Source organism: Brevundimonas diminuta (assembly GCF_050310045.1).
GTDB classification, from domain to species: Bacteria; Pseudomonadota; Alphaproteobacteria; order Caulobacterales; family Caulobacteraceae; genus Brevundimonas; species Brevundimonas diminuta_F.
This window is the reverse complement of record NZ_CP190005.1, coordinates 1953048-1970576: the sequence shown is the minus strand read 5'-3', so window position 1 is coordinate 1970576 and position 17529 is coordinate 1953048. Positions and strand designations below refer to the sequence as shown.

Annotated in this window: 13 protein-coding genes; 7 read left to right on the top strand and 6 right to left on the bottom strand. The window is 68.2% G+C overall.

The genetic code is table 11. The annotated features are described in order from the left end of the window. Positions 1–5 precede the first annotated feature (5 nt). From ACORJG_RS09555 to ACORJG_RS09535, 5 genes are read right to left on the bottom strand one after another with little or no spacing between them, the layout of a single operon-like run. Entirely contained in the window at positions 6–2510 is a 2505-nt protein-coding gene (locus ACORJG_RS09555) for a heavy metal translocating P-type ATPase (RefSeq protein ID WP_427788810.1), read from the bottom strand. Positions 2511–2540: 30 nt separating this feature from the next. After that, the gene (locus ACORJG_RS09550) at positions 2541–5762 is read right to left on the bottom strand and encodes an efflux RND transporter permease subunit (RefSeq protein ID WP_427788809.1); all 3222 of its coding nucleotides are present in this window, start codon (positions 5760–5762) and stop codon (positions 2541–2543) included. A gap of 12 nt (positions 5763–5774) precedes the next feature. Then, on the bottom strand, positions 5775–6947 hold the full coding sequence (locus ACORJG_RS09545; protein ID WP_427788808.1) for an efflux RND transporter periplasmic adaptor subunit: 1173 nt from the start codon (positions 6945–6947) through the stop codon (positions 5775–5777). After that, positions 6947–8200, bottom strand: coding sequence for a TolC family protein (locus tag ACORJG_RS09540; protein WP_427788807.1), 1254 nt, complete (start codon positions 8198–8200; stop codon positions 6947–6949). The genes ACORJG_RS09545 and ACORJG_RS09540 overlap by 1 nt, the downstream gene beginning before the upstream one ends. 54 nt (positions 8201–8254) lie before the next feature. Beyond that, positions 8255–8581, bottom strand: a complete 327-nt coding sequence (locus ACORJG_RS09535) for a hypothetical protein (RefSeq protein WP_427788806.1) — start codon at positions 8579–8581, stop codon at positions 8255–8257. A gap of 252 nt (positions 8582–8833) precedes the next feature. On the opposite strand from ACORJG_RS09535, the gene ACORJG_RS09530 reads away from it, so the two are divergent. The 5 genes from ACORJG_RS09530 to ACORJG_RS09510 all read left to right on the top strand — a co-directional run bounded on the left by ACORJG_RS09530 (position 8834) and on the right by ACORJG_RS09510 (position 14142). After that, on the top strand, positions 8834–9862 hold the full coding sequence (locus ACORJG_RS09530; protein WP_427788805.1) for an Ldh family oxidoreductase: 1029 nt from the start codon (positions 8834–8836) through the stop codon (positions 9860–9862). Between the two features lie 49 nt (positions 9863–9911). Further along, positions 9912–11351 carry an aldehyde dehydrogenase family protein gene (locus tag ACORJG_RS09525; RefSeq protein ID WP_427788804.1) on the top strand — a complete coding sequence of 480 codons (1440 nt, stop codon included), beginning with the start codon at positions 9912–9914 and terminating at the stop codon, positions 11349–11351. A 73-nt stretch (positions 11352–11424) separates the two neighbouring features. Further along, positions 11425–12354: a dihydrodipicolinate synthase family protein gene (locus ACORJG_RS09520; RefSeq protein ID WP_427788803.1), complete on the top strand. Its 930-nt coding sequence runs from the start codon at positions 11425–11427 to the stop codon at positions 12352–12354. 12 nt (positions 12355–12366) lie between these two features. Further along, entirely contained in the window at positions 12367–13365 is a 999-nt protein-coding gene (locus ACORJG_RS09515; RefSeq protein WP_427788802.1) for a 4-hydroxyproline epimerase, read from the top strand. Between the two features lie 84 nt (positions 13366–13449). Then, positions 13450–14142, top strand: coding sequence for a GntR family transcriptional regulator (locus ACORJG_RS09510; protein ID WP_427788801.1), 693 nt, complete (start codon positions 13450–13452; stop codon positions 14140–14142). Between the two features lie 9 nt (positions 14143–14151). On the opposite strand, the gene ACORJG_RS09505 is transcribed toward ACORJG_RS09510, so the two are convergent. Further along, positions 14152–15006, bottom strand: a complete 855-nt coding sequence (locus ACORJG_RS09505) for a TSUP family transporter (RefSeq protein WP_427788800.1) — start codon at positions 15004–15006, stop codon at positions 14152–14154. Positions 15007–15103: 97 nt separating this feature from the next. On the opposite strand from ACORJG_RS09505, the gene ACORJG_RS09500 reads away from it, so the two are divergent. Continuing rightward, positions 15104–16279 (top strand): M24 family metallopeptidase, encoded by a 1176-nt coding sequence (locus ACORJG_RS09500; RefSeq protein ID WP_427788799.1) that lies wholly within the window; start codon positions 15104–15106, stop codon positions 16277–16279. Then, the gene (locus ACORJG_RS09495) at positions 16276–17526 is read left to right on the top strand and encodes an NAD(P)/FAD-dependent oxidoreductase (protein ID WP_427788798.1); all 1251 of its coding nucleotides are present in this window, start codon (positions 16276–16278) and stop codon (positions 17524–17526) included. Before ACORJG_RS09500 ends, ACORJG_RS09495 begins: the two co-directional genes overlap by 4 nt. The last annotated feature ends 3 nt before the right edge of the window (positions 17527–17529 follow it).

Below are 17529 nucleotides of genomic sequence, written 5' to 3'. Positions count from 1 at the left end.
GGGCGTCAGGCGATGCGGTCGCGCCAGGCCAGCAGACGCAGGGCGTTGAACACCACCAGCAGGGTCGAGCCTTCGTGCAGGGCCACCGCCGGGCCGATGCCCAGACCGAAGATGGTGGCCGGCACCAGGAAGGCGACGACGCCCAGACTGACCACCAGATTCTGACGGATCACCGCGCGGGTGCGCCGGCTTAAGCCCACGGTGAAGGGCAGGTGGGACAGGTCGTCGGCCATCAGCGCAACATCGGCTGTTTCCAGCGCCACGTCCGACCCGGCCGCGCCCATGGCGACGCCGACCGTCGCCGTGGCCATGGCGGGGGCGTCGTTGACCCCGTCGCCGACCATGGCGACCTTTGAATCGGCGCGCAGCCGCTTGATCGCCTCGACCTTGTCGTCGGGCATCAGGTCGCCCCAGGCCTCGGTCAGGCCGACCTGAGCGGCGATGGCCTCGGCCGCCTTCTGGTGGTCGCCCGAGATCATGATCATGCGCTTGACGCCCAGATCACGCAGGCGGTCCAGCGCTGCGCGGGCGCTGGCGCGCGGCGTGTCCAGCAGGCCGATGACGCCCAGATCCCGCGCGCCCTGCCGCACGACCATCAGGGTCCGGCCCTGATCGCGCAGTCCGTTCACCGCTGTCTCCGTTGCGGGGGACAGGGCGGCCACGTCGTCGGCGCCGAACATCTCGGGCTTGCCGATCAGGATGGTCTGGCCGTCGAGTTTGGCCGAGACGCCCTTGCCGGTCAGGCTGTCCAGACTGGAGGCGGCCTGTATGGCGGCGCCATTCAGGCGTTCGGCGCCGTCGCGGGCGATGGCGGCGGCCAGCGGGTGGTCGCTGAGGCGTTCGACCGCCACGGCGACGGCCAGCAGCGTCGCTTCGTCCACGCCATCGACGGGGACGACGTCGGTGATGCGCGGGCGGCCTTCGGTCAGGGTGCCGGTCTTGTCGAAGGCGATGGCGTCGACGGAGCCCAGATTCTCCAGCGGGGCGCCGCCCTTGATCAGCACCCCGGCGCGCGCGGCGCGGGCGACGCCGGACAGGACGGCGCTGGGCGTGGCGATGGCCAGGGCGCAGGGGCTGGCCGCGACCAGCACCGCCATGGCGCGATAGAAGCTGTCGCGGAACGGCTCGTCCACCACCACCCAGGCGAACAGCAGCAGGAAGGCCGTGATCAGCACCACCGGCACGAAGATGCGCTCGAACCTGTCCGTAAAGCGCTGGGTCGGGGACTTCTGCGTCTCGGCTTCGCTGACCATGCGGACCACCTTGGCCAGGGTGGTGTCGCTGGATTTTCGGGTCGTCTCGATCTCGATGGCCCCGGCACCGTTGATGGTCCCGGCGAAGACGGCCGAGGTCGCGGCGATGGAGGCCGGACGCGCCCGCGCCTCGACCGGATCGGCGACCGGCTGTTTGTCGACCGGCATGCTTTCGCCGGTGACAGGGGCCTGATTGATGCTGGTGGCGCCGGCGATGACGAAACCGTCGGCGGGCAGGCGCTCATTGGGTCGCACCACCACAACATCGCCGATCTGAAGCTCTTCGACCGGCAGTTCGACGATGTCCTGACCGCGCCGCACATGGGCGGTGCGCGGCGCCAGTTCGGCCAGGGCCTCAATGGCCTTCTTGGCGCGGCCCATAGCGTAGTGTTCCAGCGCATGGCCCAGGCTGAACAGGAACAGCAGCAAGGCGCCCTCGGCCCAGGCGCCGAGAGCGGCGGCCCCGGCGGCGGCCACCAGCATCAGGGTGTCGATTTCGAACCGCTTGCGCTTCAGGTTGTCGATCGCTTCGCGCACGGTGAAGAAGCCGCCCAGTCCATAGGCGGAGAGATAGAGGGCCAGCGGAATCCAGCCGGGCAGGCCGGTCGCCAGCTTCTCCAGCGCAAAGCCGACGCCCAGAACGCCGCCCGCCATCAGGGCGAAGATCAGTTCGGTCTGTGAGCCGAATATGCCGCCGTGGTCGTGGTTATGCCCGGCATGGCCATGATCGCCGTGGTCATGGCTGTGATCATGATCGTGGTCATGGGCGTGATCCGAACCCGCCTGATCCTTGCCGACGGCGGCGGCCGAGGGCGTGGGGGAATAGCTGAGGCCGTGGGCCGCCAGCCGCTGGATCAGCGCGTCACGGCTGATGACGGACTGGTCGAACTCCAGACTGACGGCGCCCGAGGCGTCCAGACCCGCCTCGAGCACGCCCGGCTCGTCCTTCAGCGCGGCTTCCAGAAGTTGGGCGTGGCGGGCGTGACGCACGCCTTGCGTCCAGCCGACCAGATGACCGAACTGCCGGCTGATGTCGACGCCTGCCTGCCGGGCCTTGCGCTTCACCTCGGCGGGAGAAAGCTGGTCCGGGTCATAGTGCAGGCACAGTTGAGCGCCCTCGGGCGACTCGACGACGTGGGCCTGAGACAGGCCGGGAACGCCGCTGAGGGTGCGTATCAGACGGCCCACGCAGGCGTCTGAAGCGTCGGGCGCATCCGGTAGAAGGACGGGAATGTCCAGACGGACGGTGTTAGGCATGATTGAAGTTCCCTGACCTCTCGCCATTCATCAGTTTTCGATTCCTTCGGCCTTGCGATGCCGGACCGCCTTTGCAGCAAAGGTCGGCAGCACCAGAAGCGTCAGCGCGGTCGCCGTCAACAGGCCGCCGATCACCACGGTGGCCAGCGGCTTCTGAACCTCGGCCCCGGCGCCGGTGGCGATGGCCATGGGGATGAAGCCGACGATGGCGACCAGCGCCGTGGTCAGCACAGCCCTCAGACGACTGAAGGCGCCGAGCAGGGCGGCGGCGCGCGGCGTCTGGCCCGCCTGCAACCGCTCGCGGATCGCCTGCATCAGCACCAGTCCGTTCAGGGTCGCCACGCCCGACACGGCGATGAAGCCGACCGCCGCCGAGACCGAGAAGGGCATCCCCCGCAGCAACAGCGACAGCGCCCCGCCGACCAGCGCCAGCGGCACGCAGGCGAACACCAGCCCGGCCTCCGCGAACGACCCCAGCGCCATGAACAGCAGTATGCCGATCAGGACGAAGACCACGGGAATGACCAGCCCCAGCCGCTGCTCGGCCCGCTTCAGGTTCTCGAACTGGCCGCCCCATTTGATCGAATAGCCTGCGGGCAGGCTGACCTGTTTATCCACCTGCTTCTGGGCGTCGGCGACGAAGCCGCCCAGATCGCGGCCGCGCACATTGGCCTGAACCACCATGCGGCGGCTGCCGTCGTTGCGGCTGATCTGGTTCTGGCCCTCCTTCACCTGAATGCGGGCGACTGAGGACAGGGGAATGGTCGCGCCGCTCGCCGTGGTGACGGGCAGGGCGTTCAGGGCGGCGGGGTCGTTGCGTTCGGCGTCCGACAGGCGGACCACCACGTCGAAGCGACGATCGCCCTCGAAGATCTGGCCTGCCTCGGCGCCGCCGATGGCCGCCGAGACGGCTTCGGACACGTCGGCCGCCGACAGGCCGTAGTTGGCGGCGGCGAAGCGGTCGACGTTGACGGTCAGGGTCGGCAGGCCGGACGCCTGCTCCACCCGCACGTCGGCAGAACCTGGCGTGTCGCGCAGGGCGTTCGCCACCTGGTCCGCCGTCTTCTGAAGCTGGGCGAAGTCGTCGCCATAGACCATGACCGCCAGATCGGTGCGGACGCCCGAGATCAGTTCGTTGAAGCGCAGTTCGATCGGCTGGCTGAACTCGAAGGCGTTGCCCAGCTGGGTCGAGGCGGCCTTCTCGATGCGGGCGATCAGCTCTTCCTTCGGCAGGCGCGGATCGGGCCATTCCTTGCGTTTCTTCAGCACGATGACGGCGTCGGAGATGTTCGGCGGCATGGGGTCCACCGCCGCCTCGGCCGTGCCGGTGCGCGAGAAGACGGTCTTCACCTCCGGCTGGGCCTTGATGGCCCGCTCCAGCGCCATCTGCATGGCGAGGGATTGCTCCAGCGACGCCGAGGGCACGCGCAGCGCCTGCATGGCGATGTCGCCTTCGTCCAGTGTGGGGATGAACTCGCGCCCCAGCAGGGTGAAGGCCAGGGCGCCGATCAGCAGGGCGCCGAACGCCGAGACCAGCACGGTCTTCGGATGGGAGACGGCGGCGCGGATGACCGGTTCGATCCAGCGGCGCGCGTGGCGCAGCAGGAAGGTCTCATGCTCTTCCGCCTCGCCGTTCTCATCGACGTGGACGGTCTTGGGCTCTTTCACCAGCAGGGCGGCCATGGCCGGGACGAAGGTGAAGGAGAAGATGAAGGCGCCGACCAGGGCCAGCATGACCGTGGCGCCCATGGGGATGAAGGTCTTGCCCTCGACCCCTTCCAGCATCAGCAGGGGAGTGAAGACCAGAAGGATAATAAGCTGGCCGAAGGCGGCGGGCTTGACCATCTGGCGCGCGGCCGAGGCGGCGACGCCAAGGCGTTCGTTGCGGGTCAGGGCGCGACCCAGATCGGCGCGTTTCTGGCCCAGACGCAGCAGGGTGTTCTCGACCACCACCACGGCGCCATCGACCAGCAGGCCGAAGTCCAGCGCCCCCAGACTCATCAGGTTTCCGCTGATGCCGAAGCGGTTCATGCCGATGACCGCGAACAGGAAGCTGATCGGGATCATCAGGGCCGTGATCGTCGCCGCGCGGATGTTCCCCAGCAGCAGGAACAGCACGACGATGACCAGCAGCGCCCCTTCGGTCAGGTTCTTGGCCACCGTCTTGATGGTGGAGTTGACCAGGGCGCTGCGGTTCAGCACCGGCTCGGCCACGATGTCGGGCGGCAGGCTGGCGCTGATCTGTTCCAGCCGGTCGGCGGAGGCCTGGGCCACGGTGCGGCTGTTCTCGCCCGCCAGCATCAGGGCTGTGCCGATGACCGCCTCATGGCCGTCGCGACTAGCCCCTCCCAGACGCGGCGCCTGGCCGATCTCGACCACGGCCACATCGGCGACGCGCACGACCAAGCCGTTGCGGTTGACCACGGGCGCCTGGGCCAGATCCTCGACCGTCTGCGCCAGGGCGTCGGTGCGGACGGTCAGCGCCTCGCCCGCGCGCTGGATATAGCCCGCGCCCGCCTGAGTGTTGGCGCGGTCCAGCGCCTGAACAAGATCGTTCAGGCTGAGGCCATAGGCGGCCAATCGCGCCGGGTCGGGGCGGACGGCGTATTCCTTCACATAGCCGCCGTTGACGTCGACGCCCGCCAGACCGGGCGCGGTCCGCATCCGGGGCGCGATGATCCAGTCCTGCACGGTGCGCAGATAGGTGGCCCGCGCCTGCGGCGTGTCCAGCCGCTCGCCTTCAGGCGTCAGATAGGCGCCGTCGGGTTGCCAGCCGGGTCGGCCCGCGCGCGCCGCCTTGGTGTCGAAGGGCGTCAGATCGACCGTCCACATCAGGACTTCGCCCAGGCCGGTGGTGATGGGCGACAGGGCCGGTTCGACGCCCTCGGGCAGATTCTCGCGCGCCTGCGCCATCCGTTCGGCCACCTGCTGACGGGCGAAATAGATGTCGGTGGCGTCGCTGAAGATGACCGTCACCTGGCTGAAGCCGTTGCGGGTCAGGGAGCGGGTGCTCTGGATGCCCGGAATGCCCGCCATCGCCGTTTCCAGCGGATAGGTGACCTGCCGCTCCATCTGTTCGGGGGCCAGGGCCGGGGTCACGGTGTTGATCTGCACCTGCCGGTTGGTGATGTCAGGCACGGCGTCAATCGGCAGCTTGGTCAGCTGGAACAGACCCCACGCCGCGACCAGGGTCGTGGCCAGGACGATGAACCAGCGGAAGCGGACGGACGCTTCGATGATCGCTTTGAACATGATCGCCCTCCCTTAGTGGCCGTGCTCGGCTTCGCCCTTGGCCAGTTCGGCCTTGAGCAGGAAGGCGTTGGCTGCGGCGACCCTTTCGGCGCCGGTCAGGCCGCGCAGGATTTCGGTGGCGCCCCCGGCCTGACGGCCCGCCAGCACGGGCTGGGCGCGGAAGCCTTGGTCGGTCTGGACGAAGACCACCGTGGCGCCGTCGACCGTCTGCACCGCCTCGGACGGCACGGTCAGGGCGCCGCCGGACTGGCCCTGCGTGACCACGGCGCCGGTGACGGGCGACCCGGCGGGCGGCAGGCGGCCGCCTTCGGGACGGGCGCGGATCACGGTCGCGCCGCTGTCCTGCAATCCGGCGCCGGCCGCGACGCCGGTGACCAGGGCGTTGAACTCGCCCTGCGGACCGGTGACGCGAACGTGGGAGCCGAGGCGCACCTGAGCGGCCAGTTGCGGCGGGGCGTTGAAGACCAGCTCGACCCGCGCCGGATTGGTCACTTCGGCCACGACCGCGCCTTGCGCGACGAAGCCGCCGGGGCCGACCTGAACATTGGTTACGACGCCGGAGATGGGGCTGACCACGCTCATCCGGCCGGACGCATTAGGCGAGCCCGCCGCCGCCGCTCTTGCTCGTGCGGCGCGGGCCATGGCGTCTGCACTGGCGGCCTGAGCCTGCGAGGCCTCGACCTCCTGACGCGCGACGACGCCCTGATCGGCCAGGTTGCGGTTGCGTTGGTGGGCCTGACGCGCGGCGGTCGCGGCGGCCGAGGCCGCGTCGATCTCGGCGCGCAGCGCAGCGCCGTCGCCGCTGATCAGACTGACCAGAGGCTGGCCCGCGCGCACCGTCTGACCCGGCGCGACCAGCACCCGCTCGACCGTGCCGCCGACCACGGCGCCGACGGCGGCGCGCGCGTCCACCATGGCCTCGACCCGACCGGACAAGCGCGTTTCGCCCCCCCCGCCGCGTGTGACGGAGACGACAGAAATGCCTGCCGCCTCAAGCTGTTCGGCGGTCAGTTCGACCACGCCCTCGGGCGCTTCTGCGGCTTCGCCTTCCGCCTTGGTCTTCTCGGCGGCAGGCGCGGGCGGATCAGACCGTGTGAGCGTCAGGGCCAGCGCCCCGCCGCCCAGCAGGACGACGACGGCGACGCCCGCGATCAGGACTTTCTTGTTTGACGACAGGGGGGACATCAGCGGCTTCCTTCAAAGGGGGCGCGGCCTTCCAGGCGCGCCAGATCGATCTCGGCGCGGACGCGCGCCATGCGGGCGTCGACAGCGGCGGATCGGGCGTTGATCAGTGCGGCGCGTCCGGTGCGCAGCTCCAGTTGCGAGATGCGTCCCGCCTCGGCGCCGATGCGCGACAGGCGATAGGCTTCCTCGGCCGAGGTGACGCCCGCATCGGCGGCCGACACCCGGCTGGCTGAAGACGCCAGACGCGCGACGGCGGCGGCGCGCTCGGCGCCTGCGTCCTGACGCGCCTGCATGACGCGCGCCTCGGCGGCCCTGTGTTCGGCGCGGGCGGCGTCGATGTTGCCCCGGTTCCGGTCGAACAGGGGCAGGGGCAGGCTGAAGCCGAAGGTGAGGGCCGTCTGGTCTTCGGCGCCGAAACGGGTCACGCCGACGCTGGCGGTGACGTCAGGGCGTCTGTTGATGCGCTCGATGTCGATGCGGCGTTCGGCCGCCGCAGCCTCGGCCTTGGCTGTCCGCACCGTCGGCGCGTCGCGATCGGACCGGGCCGAAGGCGTCGTCGGCGCGTCCAGCAGCCCGGCCGCGATCGAGGTGGCGGGCGTCGGCAGCATGGCTACGGCGCTAAGACGGGCGAAGGCGGCGTCGCGTTCGGCCTTGGCTTCATCAAGGCTCGCGCGGGCGGCGGCGGCCTCGCTCTCGGCCTGGATGCCGCGCAGCAGGGGCTCGCGGCCTTCTTCAACCAGAACCAGCGCCGCGCGGGCGTCGGCCACGGACAGGGTCAGCGCCTCTTCGGCCAGTGCGGCCCGGCGCTGGGCCGCTTCGGCCTCGGCATAGATCAGCGCCAGTCGCCCGGCGGCGTCGATCACGGCCATGTCGCGGCGCAAGGCGGCGGCGCCCGCCTCGGCGCGGGCGGCGTTCACCCGTGCGGGGCGTCGCCCCCACAGGCCCAGGTCCTGACTGAGCGACAGGCTGAGGTCGCCGTTGCTGAAGCCGGAATAGCGGCCGGACCCGGCCACATTCTCCAACTGCATGGACAGGTTCGGATTGGGCAGGACGCGCGCCTGACGCACGCGGGCCTCGGCGGCGTCGCTCAGGGCGTCCGCTTCGACGGCGGCAGGCGTCTGGGCTAGTCGGGCGAGCAACTCGCCATAGGAGGGCGCGGGGTCGGCCCACGCAGGAGCGGCGCCGAACGCCGCAAACACGGCAAGCGCACAGCCAGCCGCAAGACGCGGCCGACGACGGAATGTCGGAGACATGATTCAGGTCCGGAAATGTTCAGAAGAGAGGTGCGCGCAGGCGCAGGCTTCCGATCAGATCCTTGGCGGACGCTTCAGTCGGTCGGGGATCAGCGAAGCCCCGCTTTCGTCACGCAGGGGGTGTCGATCCCCGGTGAGCAGGGGGGCAGCGACATGCAGGTCGCCGCTGGATTGGCGCTCGGCCGGGTGGTGGCAATGGCCGTGGATATCGCCGCCCTGATCGTCATGATTGCTGTCGTCGGCATCTATGGACTGATGCGCGGCGATGACCGTATCCGGCCCACAGACCGCTGCATCAACCGCAGGCGCGACCATAAAGGCCGCGATGACCAGCATCACGGCTGCAAACAGGTTCGCCAATGTCTTCGTCGACCGGAGCATGGAGGCTTAGGTAAGAGCCCGGTCGGATGAAGACAATCTGTTATAAGGTTCGTCAGATGCGCCGAATTTGCGGCGACCTTCATGGTGTTTTCTCGAAGGGCGCTGTAGATCGCTTCTCGTTCCTGTTCAGGAATGGTCGAGCGTCTTTGAATGTCTTGAAGCCATCTATCCTTCGCGTGCAGAAAGGTTAGGGCTTGATGTTTGTCGCGCTCCTCGGCAGTTTCGTATACGATTCAAGGTCGGGAGAGCGATGTGAGCGTGTTTGAGGCCCAGGAGACGGTCGCCCTGTCGATTGACGAGGTGTTCGCCCTGTCACGGCGGGTGCTGACGGGGGCAGGGCTGTCGGTTGCGCACGCCGAGGCGGTGGCTCGCGTCATCACGGCGGGCGAGCGGGACGAGTGCGCCTCGCATGGGCTTTACCGGCTGCCGGGCTGCGTCATGACGATCCGCTCGGGCAAGCTGTCGCTGGATGCTGAGCCGATGATCGAGGATGCGTCGCCTGCGCTGGTGCGGGCCGATGCGCGTCATGCCTATTCCCTGCTGGCGTTCGAGCGCGCGGCGCCGCTGTTGGCGCAGAAGGCCAAAACTGTCGGGGTGGCGGCGCTGGTCATCAACAATTGCTTCCATTTTTCCGCCCTGTGGCCCGAGATCGAGCAGTTGACCGGGATGGGCGTGGCGGCTCTGGCCATGACGCCCAGCCATTCGTGGGTGGCGCCGGCGGGCGGCAAGAAGGGACTGCTCGGCACCAATCCGATCGCCTTCGGCTGGCCGCGTCCGGGGCCGTATCCCTACGTCTTCGACTTCGCCACCAGCGCCATCGCGCGCGGAGACATGGCGCTGCACGACATCGCCGGAAAGCCGATCCCCGAGGGCTGGGGCGTGGACGCCGAAGGACAGCCGACGACGAATGCGCGCGCGGCGCTGGATGGGGCCATGCTGACCTTCGGCGGACATAAAGGCTCGGCTCTGTCGACGATGATCGAGCTGATGGCGGGGCCGTTGATCGGCGACCTGACCAGCCGCGAGTCCATGGCCTTTGACGACGGCGCCAAGGCGGCGCCCATGCACGGCGAACTGATCCTGGCCTTTGATCCGGCCGTCATGGGCGGGGGCGATGCAGAGGCGAACGCCGCGCGGGCCGAGGCCCTGTTCGCCGCCTTCGCCGATCAGGGCGCGCGGCTGCCGTCGCAGCGCCGATATGAAGCGCGGGCGCGCAGCCTCAAGCATGGGGTGCGCACGCCCAAGGTGCTTTATGATCAGATTCAGGCCCTGGGCTTCTGACTTCTTTCCTATCTTCTGACGATACCGACGCACGGACGAAAGACACGCCATGACCGCGACCATCGAACTGAGCCACTGGATCAACGGCGAGCGCCGGGGGGCCGGAACGGTCGAGAGCCTGAACCCGTCCGACACGCGCGAGGTCGTGGCCCTGGCGCCCGAAGGCGGCGCGGCCGAGGTCGATGAAGCGGTGGCGGCGGCTTCGGCGGCGTTCGACGGCTGGGCGGGCGCCTCGCCCGAGGTGCGTTCGGACGTGCTGGACCGGGCCGGAAGCCTGCTGATGGAGCGGCGCGAGGCGGTCGGCCGCCTGCTGTCTCGCGAAGAGGGCAAGACCCTGGCTGAGGGCATCGGCGAGACGGCGCGCGCCGCCCGCATTCTGAAATACTTCGCCGGGGAGGCCCTGCGCCTGCATGGCCAGAACCTGGCCTCGACCCGGCCGGGGGTGGAGGTGCAGACCTATCGCCAGCCGGTCGGCGTGTTCGGCCTGATTACGCCGTGGAACTTTCCTATCGCCATTCCGGCGTGGAAGGCGGCGCCGGCGCTGGCCTTCGGCAATACGGTGGTGATCAAGCCTGCCAGCCATACGCCTGCGACAGCCGAGGCTCTGGTCGCCATCCTGTATGAGGCAGGGCTGCCCAAGGGCGTGCTGAACCTGGTCATCGGCGGCGGCCGCGTGGGGCAGGCCATCGTCGACCACAAGGATGTGGCGGGCGTCAGCTTCACCGGCTCGCAAGGCGTCGGCGCGGGCGTCGCCGCGGGGGCTGCGGCGCGTCAGGCGCGGGTGCAACTGGAGATGGGCGGCAAGAACCCGCTGATCGTGCTGGACGACGCCGATCTGGACCGGGCGGTGAACATTGCGCTGGACGGCAGCTTCTTCGCCACGGGACAGCGCTGTACGGCCTCCAGCCGCCTGATCGTGCAGGATGGCGTCCACGATCGCTTCGTGGCGGCGCTGGCCGAAAAGGTCGCCGCGCTGCGCGTTGGCAATGCACTGGATTCCAATACGCAGGTCGGTCCGGCGGTCAGCGAGGCGCAGCGCGAGACATCGTACCGCTACATCGACATCGCTGCGTCCGAGGGCGGGCGCATCGTCACCGGCGGCGGTCGCCTGAACCGCGAGACGCCCGGCTGGTATGTCGAGCCGACCCTGATCGCCGACACCGAGCCGGCCATGCGCATCAATAATGAAGAGGTGTTCGGCCCGGTCGCCTCGACCATCCGCGTCAAGGATTATGAAGAGGCGCTGGCGGTCGCCAACGGCGTGGAGTTCGGCCTGTCGGCGGGCATCGTCACCCAGTCGCTGAAGCACGCGCGCGATTTCCAGCGCCGCGCAAAGGCGGGCATGACCATGGTCAATCTGGCCACGGCGGGCGTCGATTATCATGTGCCGTTCGGCGGCACGAAGGCCTCGTCCTACGGCCCGCGTGAGCAGGGCTTTGCGGCGGCCGATTTCTTTACCCTGACCAAGACCAGTTACAGCGCGGGATAGGCGAACTTCGCTTGACTTCGCTCCAGATCAGATATCGTATACGAAAATAAATCTGCTTTAGGAGGGGTAGCTTATGGCTGGGGCGAAGTTGGACTGGACCGGGGTGGTCCCGGCGGCGACCACGCAATTCGATGAGGCGCTGGCGGTTGATCTGAACGCCACGCAGACGGTGCTGGACGGCCTGATCAAGGACGGCGTCGACGCCATCATCGTCATGGGCACGGTCGGCGAGAACAACTCGCTGGAGCCCGAGGAAAAGCGCGCCGTGCTGAAGGCGGCGGTCGAGGTCGCCGACGGCCGCGTGCCGATCATCACCGGGGTCAGCGAACTGACCACGGCGCGGGCCGAAACCTATGCCAGGGACGCCGAGGACATCGGCGTGGACGCCCTGATGGTGCTGCCGGCCATGGTCTATGTGCCGACGCAGGCAGAGCTGGAAGCCCACTTCCGCGCCGTGGCGGCGGCCAGCGGCCTGCCCAACATGCTGTACAACAACCCGCTGATGTATCGTCAGACGCTGAACAACGACGACCTGCGCCGTCTGTCGGACGTGCCGAACATCGTGGCCCTGAAGGAAAGCGCCCCGGACTCGCGGCGCATCACCGACATCTTCAACGAACTGGGCGATCGTTACGCGGTCATGGTCGGTCTGGATGATGTGGCGCTGGAAGGCATGATCCTGGGCGCCAAGGGCTGGGTGTCGGGCCTGACCAACGCCTTCCCTGAAGAGTCCGTGGCCCTGGTCCGTGCGGTCAAGGACGGCGATATCGCGCGTGCGCTGGAGATCTATCGCTGGTTCATGCCCCTGCTGCACCTGGATTCAGTTTCGGATCTGGTTCAGTCGATCAAGCTGTCCGAGACGATCATGGGCCGGGGCAGCGAACGGGTTCGTATGCCGCGTATGCCGCTGGCGGGCGCCCGTCGGGCCGAGGTCATCGCCATGGTCGAGAAGGCGGCGGAAACGCGCCCGATCGGCTCGGGCAAGGCTGTGAAGATCGTCTGATCGGGACACTGAATGCGCGACGTCTTCTTCTGCATTGACGGTCATACCGCCGGCAACCCGGTTCGCCTGGTCGCCGGCGGCGCGCCCCTGTTGTCAGGGGCCAGCATGGCCGAGCGGCGGCTGGATTTCCTCAGCCGCTATGACTGGATCCGCACCTCGCTGTGCTTCGAGCCTCGCGGCCACGACATGATGAGCGGCGGCTTCCTGTATCCGCCGACCCTGCCGGACGCGGACGCGGGCATATTGTTTATCGAGACCAGCGGCTGCCTGCCCATGTGCGGCCACGGGACCATCGGCATGATCACCTTCGGCATCGAGCACGGCCTGATCCGGCCGCGCACGCCGGGGCGATTGAAGGTCGAGGTTCCGGCGGGCGTGCTGGACATCGCCTATGAGACCGAGGGCGACCGCGTGACCTCGGTGCGCATCCGCAACGTCCCGGCCTATCTGGCGGCGGAAGGGATCGAGATTGACGTGCCGGGCCTCGGCCCGCTGAGCGTCGATGTCTCATACGGCGGCAACTACTACGCCATCGTCGAGCCGCAGGGCGCCTATACCGGGCTGGATGATCTGGGCGCCGGCCGCATCATCGAACTGAGCGGTCTGGTGCGTGAGCGGGTGCGGGCGGCCTTCCATCCGGTTCACCCGGACGAGCCTTCGATCAACGGCGTCAGCCATGTCCTGTGGGCCGACAGGCCGAAGGGGCAGGGCGCCGACGGCCGCAACGCCGTCTTCTATGGCGACAAGGCCATCGACCGTAGTCCGTGCGGCACCGGCACCTCGGCGCGGCTGGCTCATCTGCACGCCAAGAGGCGGTTGAAGGTCGGCGACGCCTTCGTCCACGAAAGCTATATCGGCAGCCGCTTCATTGGCCGGGTCGAGGCCGAGACGACGGTGGGCGAGCACAAGGCGATCGTGCCTTCGATCGAGGGATCGGCGATCGCCACGGGGTTCAACACCATCTGGGTGGATCGTCGCGATCCCTTCTGGGCGGGCTTCCAGGTGGTGTGACGTATTCCGCATCGTAATTGCGGCCAGCGCGCGTTATGGCTGGGTCGGGCGACCGGCCCAGCCTTTTCGACCTGATGAACCTGCATGGCCGCATCCCCGCTTGAAGTCCGCACCCTGTCCGACCGCCTGATGGAGGTGGTGCGCGACATGATCCTGTCCGGCGCGATCGCGCCTGACGTGGCGATCCGGCAGGACGCGCTGGCGGCCGAACTGAACGTTTCCAAGATTCCGCTGCGTGAGGCCCTTGTGCGGCTGGAGCAGGACGGTCTGGTGGTGTCGCACGCCAACCGGGGCTTCTTCGTGCGGGGCATGAGCGCCGCCGAGGCTGAGGAAATCTACGAACTGCGCCTGAAGCTGGAGCCGGAAGCGGCCGCCAAGGCCTGTCTTGTCGCTGATGAGGGCCAGAGGGCAGAGGCTGCACGCCTGCTGGCCGAACTGGACGCGGCGGCGGCGGCGCATCTGCCCAGCGTGGGGCCGCTGAACCATGCCTTCCACATGGCGCTGGTCCAGCCGGGGGATCGCGTGTTGACGGCCGAGATCACCAGCCGACTGCACATCATGGCTGACCGCTATGTGCGCAAACACCTCGAGAACAAGTCACGTCACCTGACGGCCGCCGCCGAGCATCAGGAACTGCTGCGCGCGTGGCTGGACCGCGATGCGGCGACGGTCAGCCGACTGGCCACGGCGCACATTGAGCACACCCTGCACGACCTGCGCGAAGAACTGAGCCAGACTGCGGACACGGTCGTGACGCGCAAGGGCCAAAGGCGCTGATCTGGGGCGCTAGCTGCGGGCGCGACAGGCCGTCATCAGCAGATTGGCCGCCGCATAAAGCACCACCACGACCACGCCCCACCGCAGTACGGTCAGCGGCAGGGAGGTGATGACGAACGCCGCCAGCAGCACCGCCGGTATGCCGCCGATGGCCATGCCCAGCACCAGCCGCAGGTCGATACGCTCGCTGCGGATGAAGCGCAGGCTGGATACAGGCATCAGGAAGGCGCAGGCGCCCATCATGATGGGAAAGGCCGCCGTCGGGTTCATTCCCATCAGGCTGAGCATGATCAGGGACGGCGCATAGAGGCCGATGCCGAAGCTCATCAAGGCGCCCATGACCAGATGCGCCAGCACGGCGACGATGAACAGGTTTCCTTCCAGAGACACCGCTTCGCCGCCCGCAGGCATCAGGTTCAGATTGGTCATGGCGTAAAGGGCGGCGGCGATCAGCAGCGCCGCGCCCACCACCATCTGCACCGCCCGCACCGGCAGGCGCAGCACAATGGGCGCGCCGATCACGGCCCCCAGGATCGAGGCGCCGATACAGGCGATCAGCAGCACAGGATCGACCTGGATCAGCTTCATGAAGACCAGCCCCTGCATCACCGTGGGCAGGCAGTGGCCCGCGTTCAGCACCGCGGGCAGGAAGCTGTCCGGGACCAGTTTGCGGAACCGCAGCCAGGCCGTCGTCGGCGCGAATGATCCGATACCCAGCGCATCGAAGAAGTTGGCGACGGCGCCGATGGCCACGCCCTCAGCCTTGGGCCTCAGTTCGTCGCGCGCTCGCGCCGTACGCACCAGTTGGACAGCATAAAAGGCGGCCAGCAGGGCCAGCGCCGTCAGAAGAACGGCTATGATCATGATGTTTCCCTCCCCCGAGGATCTCGCCGCCCTTGCCGGACGATCCGAGGCATGAAAGAAACATGATCAGAAATCAGATACAATATACGTTGATGCGATGACCTTTATTCCTCCCGCCGCCGCACCGATCGTCGCCGATGAACGCCGCGCCCGTATCCGCACTCTGGCCGCAGGGTTGAAGGAGGCGGGACTGGCCGCCCTTTTGCTCGGCCCGACCACGTCGCTGCGCTATTATACGGGGCTGGACTGGCATCCGTCGGAGCGCCTGACCGGCGCCCTGATCCACGCTGACGGCCGGGTGGAATACATCTGCCCCCGGTTCGAGCGTGACAAGGTCGCAGGCCTGACGACCGCATCGGACGGCATCGCCGGCGACATCCTGACGTGGGAGGAAGAGGAAAACCCCTATGCCCTCGCCGGCGCGCGCCTGTCCGACGATGGTGTTCTGGCGGTGGACGATCAGGCGGCGACCTTTATCTGGCTGGGCCTCAGTCGTGTTCTGGGAGCGGAACGGATTGTCGACGGCGCGCCCCTGATCCTGAAGCAGCGCAGCCTCAAGTCGCCCGCCGAGATCGCACTGCTGCAGCGCGCCAAGGCCATCACGCTGGAGGTCCAGCGCCGCACCCGCCGCTGGCTGAAGGCTGGCGTGCGCACCTCTGAGGTCAAGGCCTTCATCGACGCCGAACACCGCGCACTGGGCGGCGAGGGCGGCTCGTGGTTCTGTCTGGTGTCCTTCGGCGACGACACCTGCCTGCCGCACGGAGGCGAGGGCGACCGCGCCCTTCAGGTCGATGACGTGGTGCTGGTCGATACCGGGACGTTGGTCGACGGCTATCACTCCGACATCACCCGCACCTATGTCTTCGGCCGGCCGACAGACGATTTCCGCCGTGTGTGGGAGCATGAAAAGGAGGCGCAGGCCCGCGCCTTCGCCGCCGCCCGCAACGGCGCGCCGTGCCACAGCGTCGATGACGCCGCGCGCGACTGGCTGACCGACGTCGGCTATGGTCCCGACTATCGCCTGCCGGGCCTGCCGCACCGCACCGGCCACGGCATCGGTTTGGACATCCATGAGGCGCCCAATCTGGTCCGCGGCGACGCCACGCTGCTGGCGCCCGGCATGTGTTTCTCGAATGAGCCGATGCTGGTCATTCCGGGTCAGTTCGGCGTGCGTCTGGAAGACCATTTCTACATGACTGAGGATGGCCCGGTCTGGTTCACCCAGCCTTCGCACAGTCTGGACGACCCCTTCGGCGAGGACGCCTCTGTATGAAGACGGCGCAGCGCTGGGCCGTCATCGGGGGCGGTCTGGTCGGGACGGCGACGGCCCTGCGGCTTCAGTCTGCGGGCTTTGAGACGACGCTGTTCGATCCGGGCGATCCCCGGCGCGGCGCCTCTTTCGGCAACATCGGCCACATCGCCGCCGAACAGTGCGAGCCTATGCCATCGCCCGCGACGCTGAAAAGCGCCTTCGGGCGGCTGTTCGCCTTTGGCGGCCCGCTGGATTTCCGTGCGCGGGACGTGGGGCTGTGGGGGCCGTGGGCGCTGCGGTTTCTGGCCGCCTCGCGACCGGCTGCTGCAGCGCATGGCGCACAGGTTCTGGCGCATCTGCTGGATGACCCTCTGGGCGCATGGCTGCGTCTGACCGCGCTGGCGCAGGCGCCGGACGACCTGATCCGTCCGACCGGCCATGCTGTTGTCTGGTCCACGCCTGAGGCGGCTAGGCGAGGGCTGGAGGCGTGGCGCTTTGCGCGCACCGGTAAGGCCCGCTTCCGTCCGCTGGAGACCGACGAACTGGCTGCATGGGACAGCGTTCTGAAAGCCCGACCGGCAGGTGGAATCCGCTTCACCGGGACCGGTCAGGTCAGCGAACCCCAGCGTGTGCGCGACGCCTTGATGACGGCCTTCATCAGCCGAAGCGGACGCTGTGTTCAGGCCGAAGCGCGGCGCCTGAACCCCATGCCCGACGGCGTCGAAATCGTTCTGAATGACGGCGCAGTCGTCGAAGCTGAACGCGTGCTCGTCGCGGCGGGCGCCTGGTCCGCGCCATTGCTGAAACCGCTGGGCCTGACGGTCCCTCTGATCGGCGAGCGCGGCTATTCGGTTCAGTCGGTTCAGCATGACTGGCCCGACGACCTGCCGCTGACCGTGTTCGAGGATCGCGCCCTCGTTGTGGCCCGCTTCAAGGGCGGGCTGCGCGCCTCCAGCCACGTCGAGTTCGGCGCGCCGTCGGCTCCGCCTGATGTGCGCAAGTGGCGACAGATCGAAGACCAACTCCGCACGCTGGGCGTCGCCTTCTCCGAGACGCCGGACCGCTGGTGCGGCCCGCGCCCGACGCTGGCCGATTATCTGCCGGCGATAGGCAGGCTTCAGGCGCATCCGGCCGTCCACTACGCCTTTGGCCATCAACATCTGGGCCTGACGCTTGCCGCCTTCACGGCCGAGACGATGGAGCAACTGGCGCTGGGTCATCCTGCGCCTGCATGGATGAACGCCCTGCGGATCGAGCGTTTCGGATGAAGG

Coding starts and splice junctions, on each gene's coding strand:
- ACORJG_RS09540 (WP_427788807.1), bottom strand. CDS start 8,200: ATGTCTCCGACATTCCGTCGTCGGCCGCGTCTTGCGGCTGGCTGTGCG.
- ACORJG_RS09505 (WP_427788800.1), bottom strand. CDS start 15,006: ATGATCATAGCCGTTCTTCTGACGGCGCTGGCCCTGCTGGCCGCCTTT.
- ACORJG_RS09545 (WP_427788808.1), bottom strand. CDS start 6,947: ATGTCCCCCCTGTCGTCAAACAAGAAAGTCCTGATCGCGGGCGTCGCC.
- ACORJG_RS09495 (WP_427788798.1), top strand. CDS start 16,276: ATGAAGACGGCGCAGCGCTGGGCCGTCATCGGGGGCGGTCTGGTCGGG.
- ACORJG_RS09550 (WP_427788809.1), bottom strand. CDS start 5,762: ATGTTCAAAGCGATCATCGAAGCGTCCGTCCGCTTCCGCTGGTTCATC.
- ACORJG_RS09515 (WP_427788802.1), top strand. CDS start 12,367: ATGCGCGACGTCTTCTTCTGCATTGACGGTCATACCGCCGGCAACCCG.
- ACORJG_RS09535 (WP_427788806.1), bottom strand. CDS start 8,581: ATGCTCCGGTCGACGAAGACATTGGCGAACCTGTTTGCAGCCGTGATG.
- ACORJG_RS09510 (WP_427788801.1), top strand. CDS start 13,450: ATGGCCGCATCCCCGCTTGAAGTCCGCACCCTGTCCGACCGCCTGATG.
- ACORJG_RS09555 (WP_427788810.1), bottom strand. CDS start 2,510: ATGCCTAACACCGTCCGTCTGGACATTCCCGTCCTTCTACCGGATGCG.
- ACORJG_RS09525 (WP_427788804.1), top strand. CDS start 9,912: ATGACCGCGACCATCGAACTGAGCCACTGGATCAACGGCGAGCGCCGG.
- ACORJG_RS09520 (WP_427788803.1), top strand. CDS start 11,425: ATGGCTGGGGCGAAGTTGGACTGGACCGGGGTGGTCCCGGCGGCGACC.
- ACORJG_RS09500 (WP_427788799.1), top strand. CDS start 15,104: ATGACCTTTATTCCTCCCGCCGCCGCACCGATCGTCGCCGATGAACGC.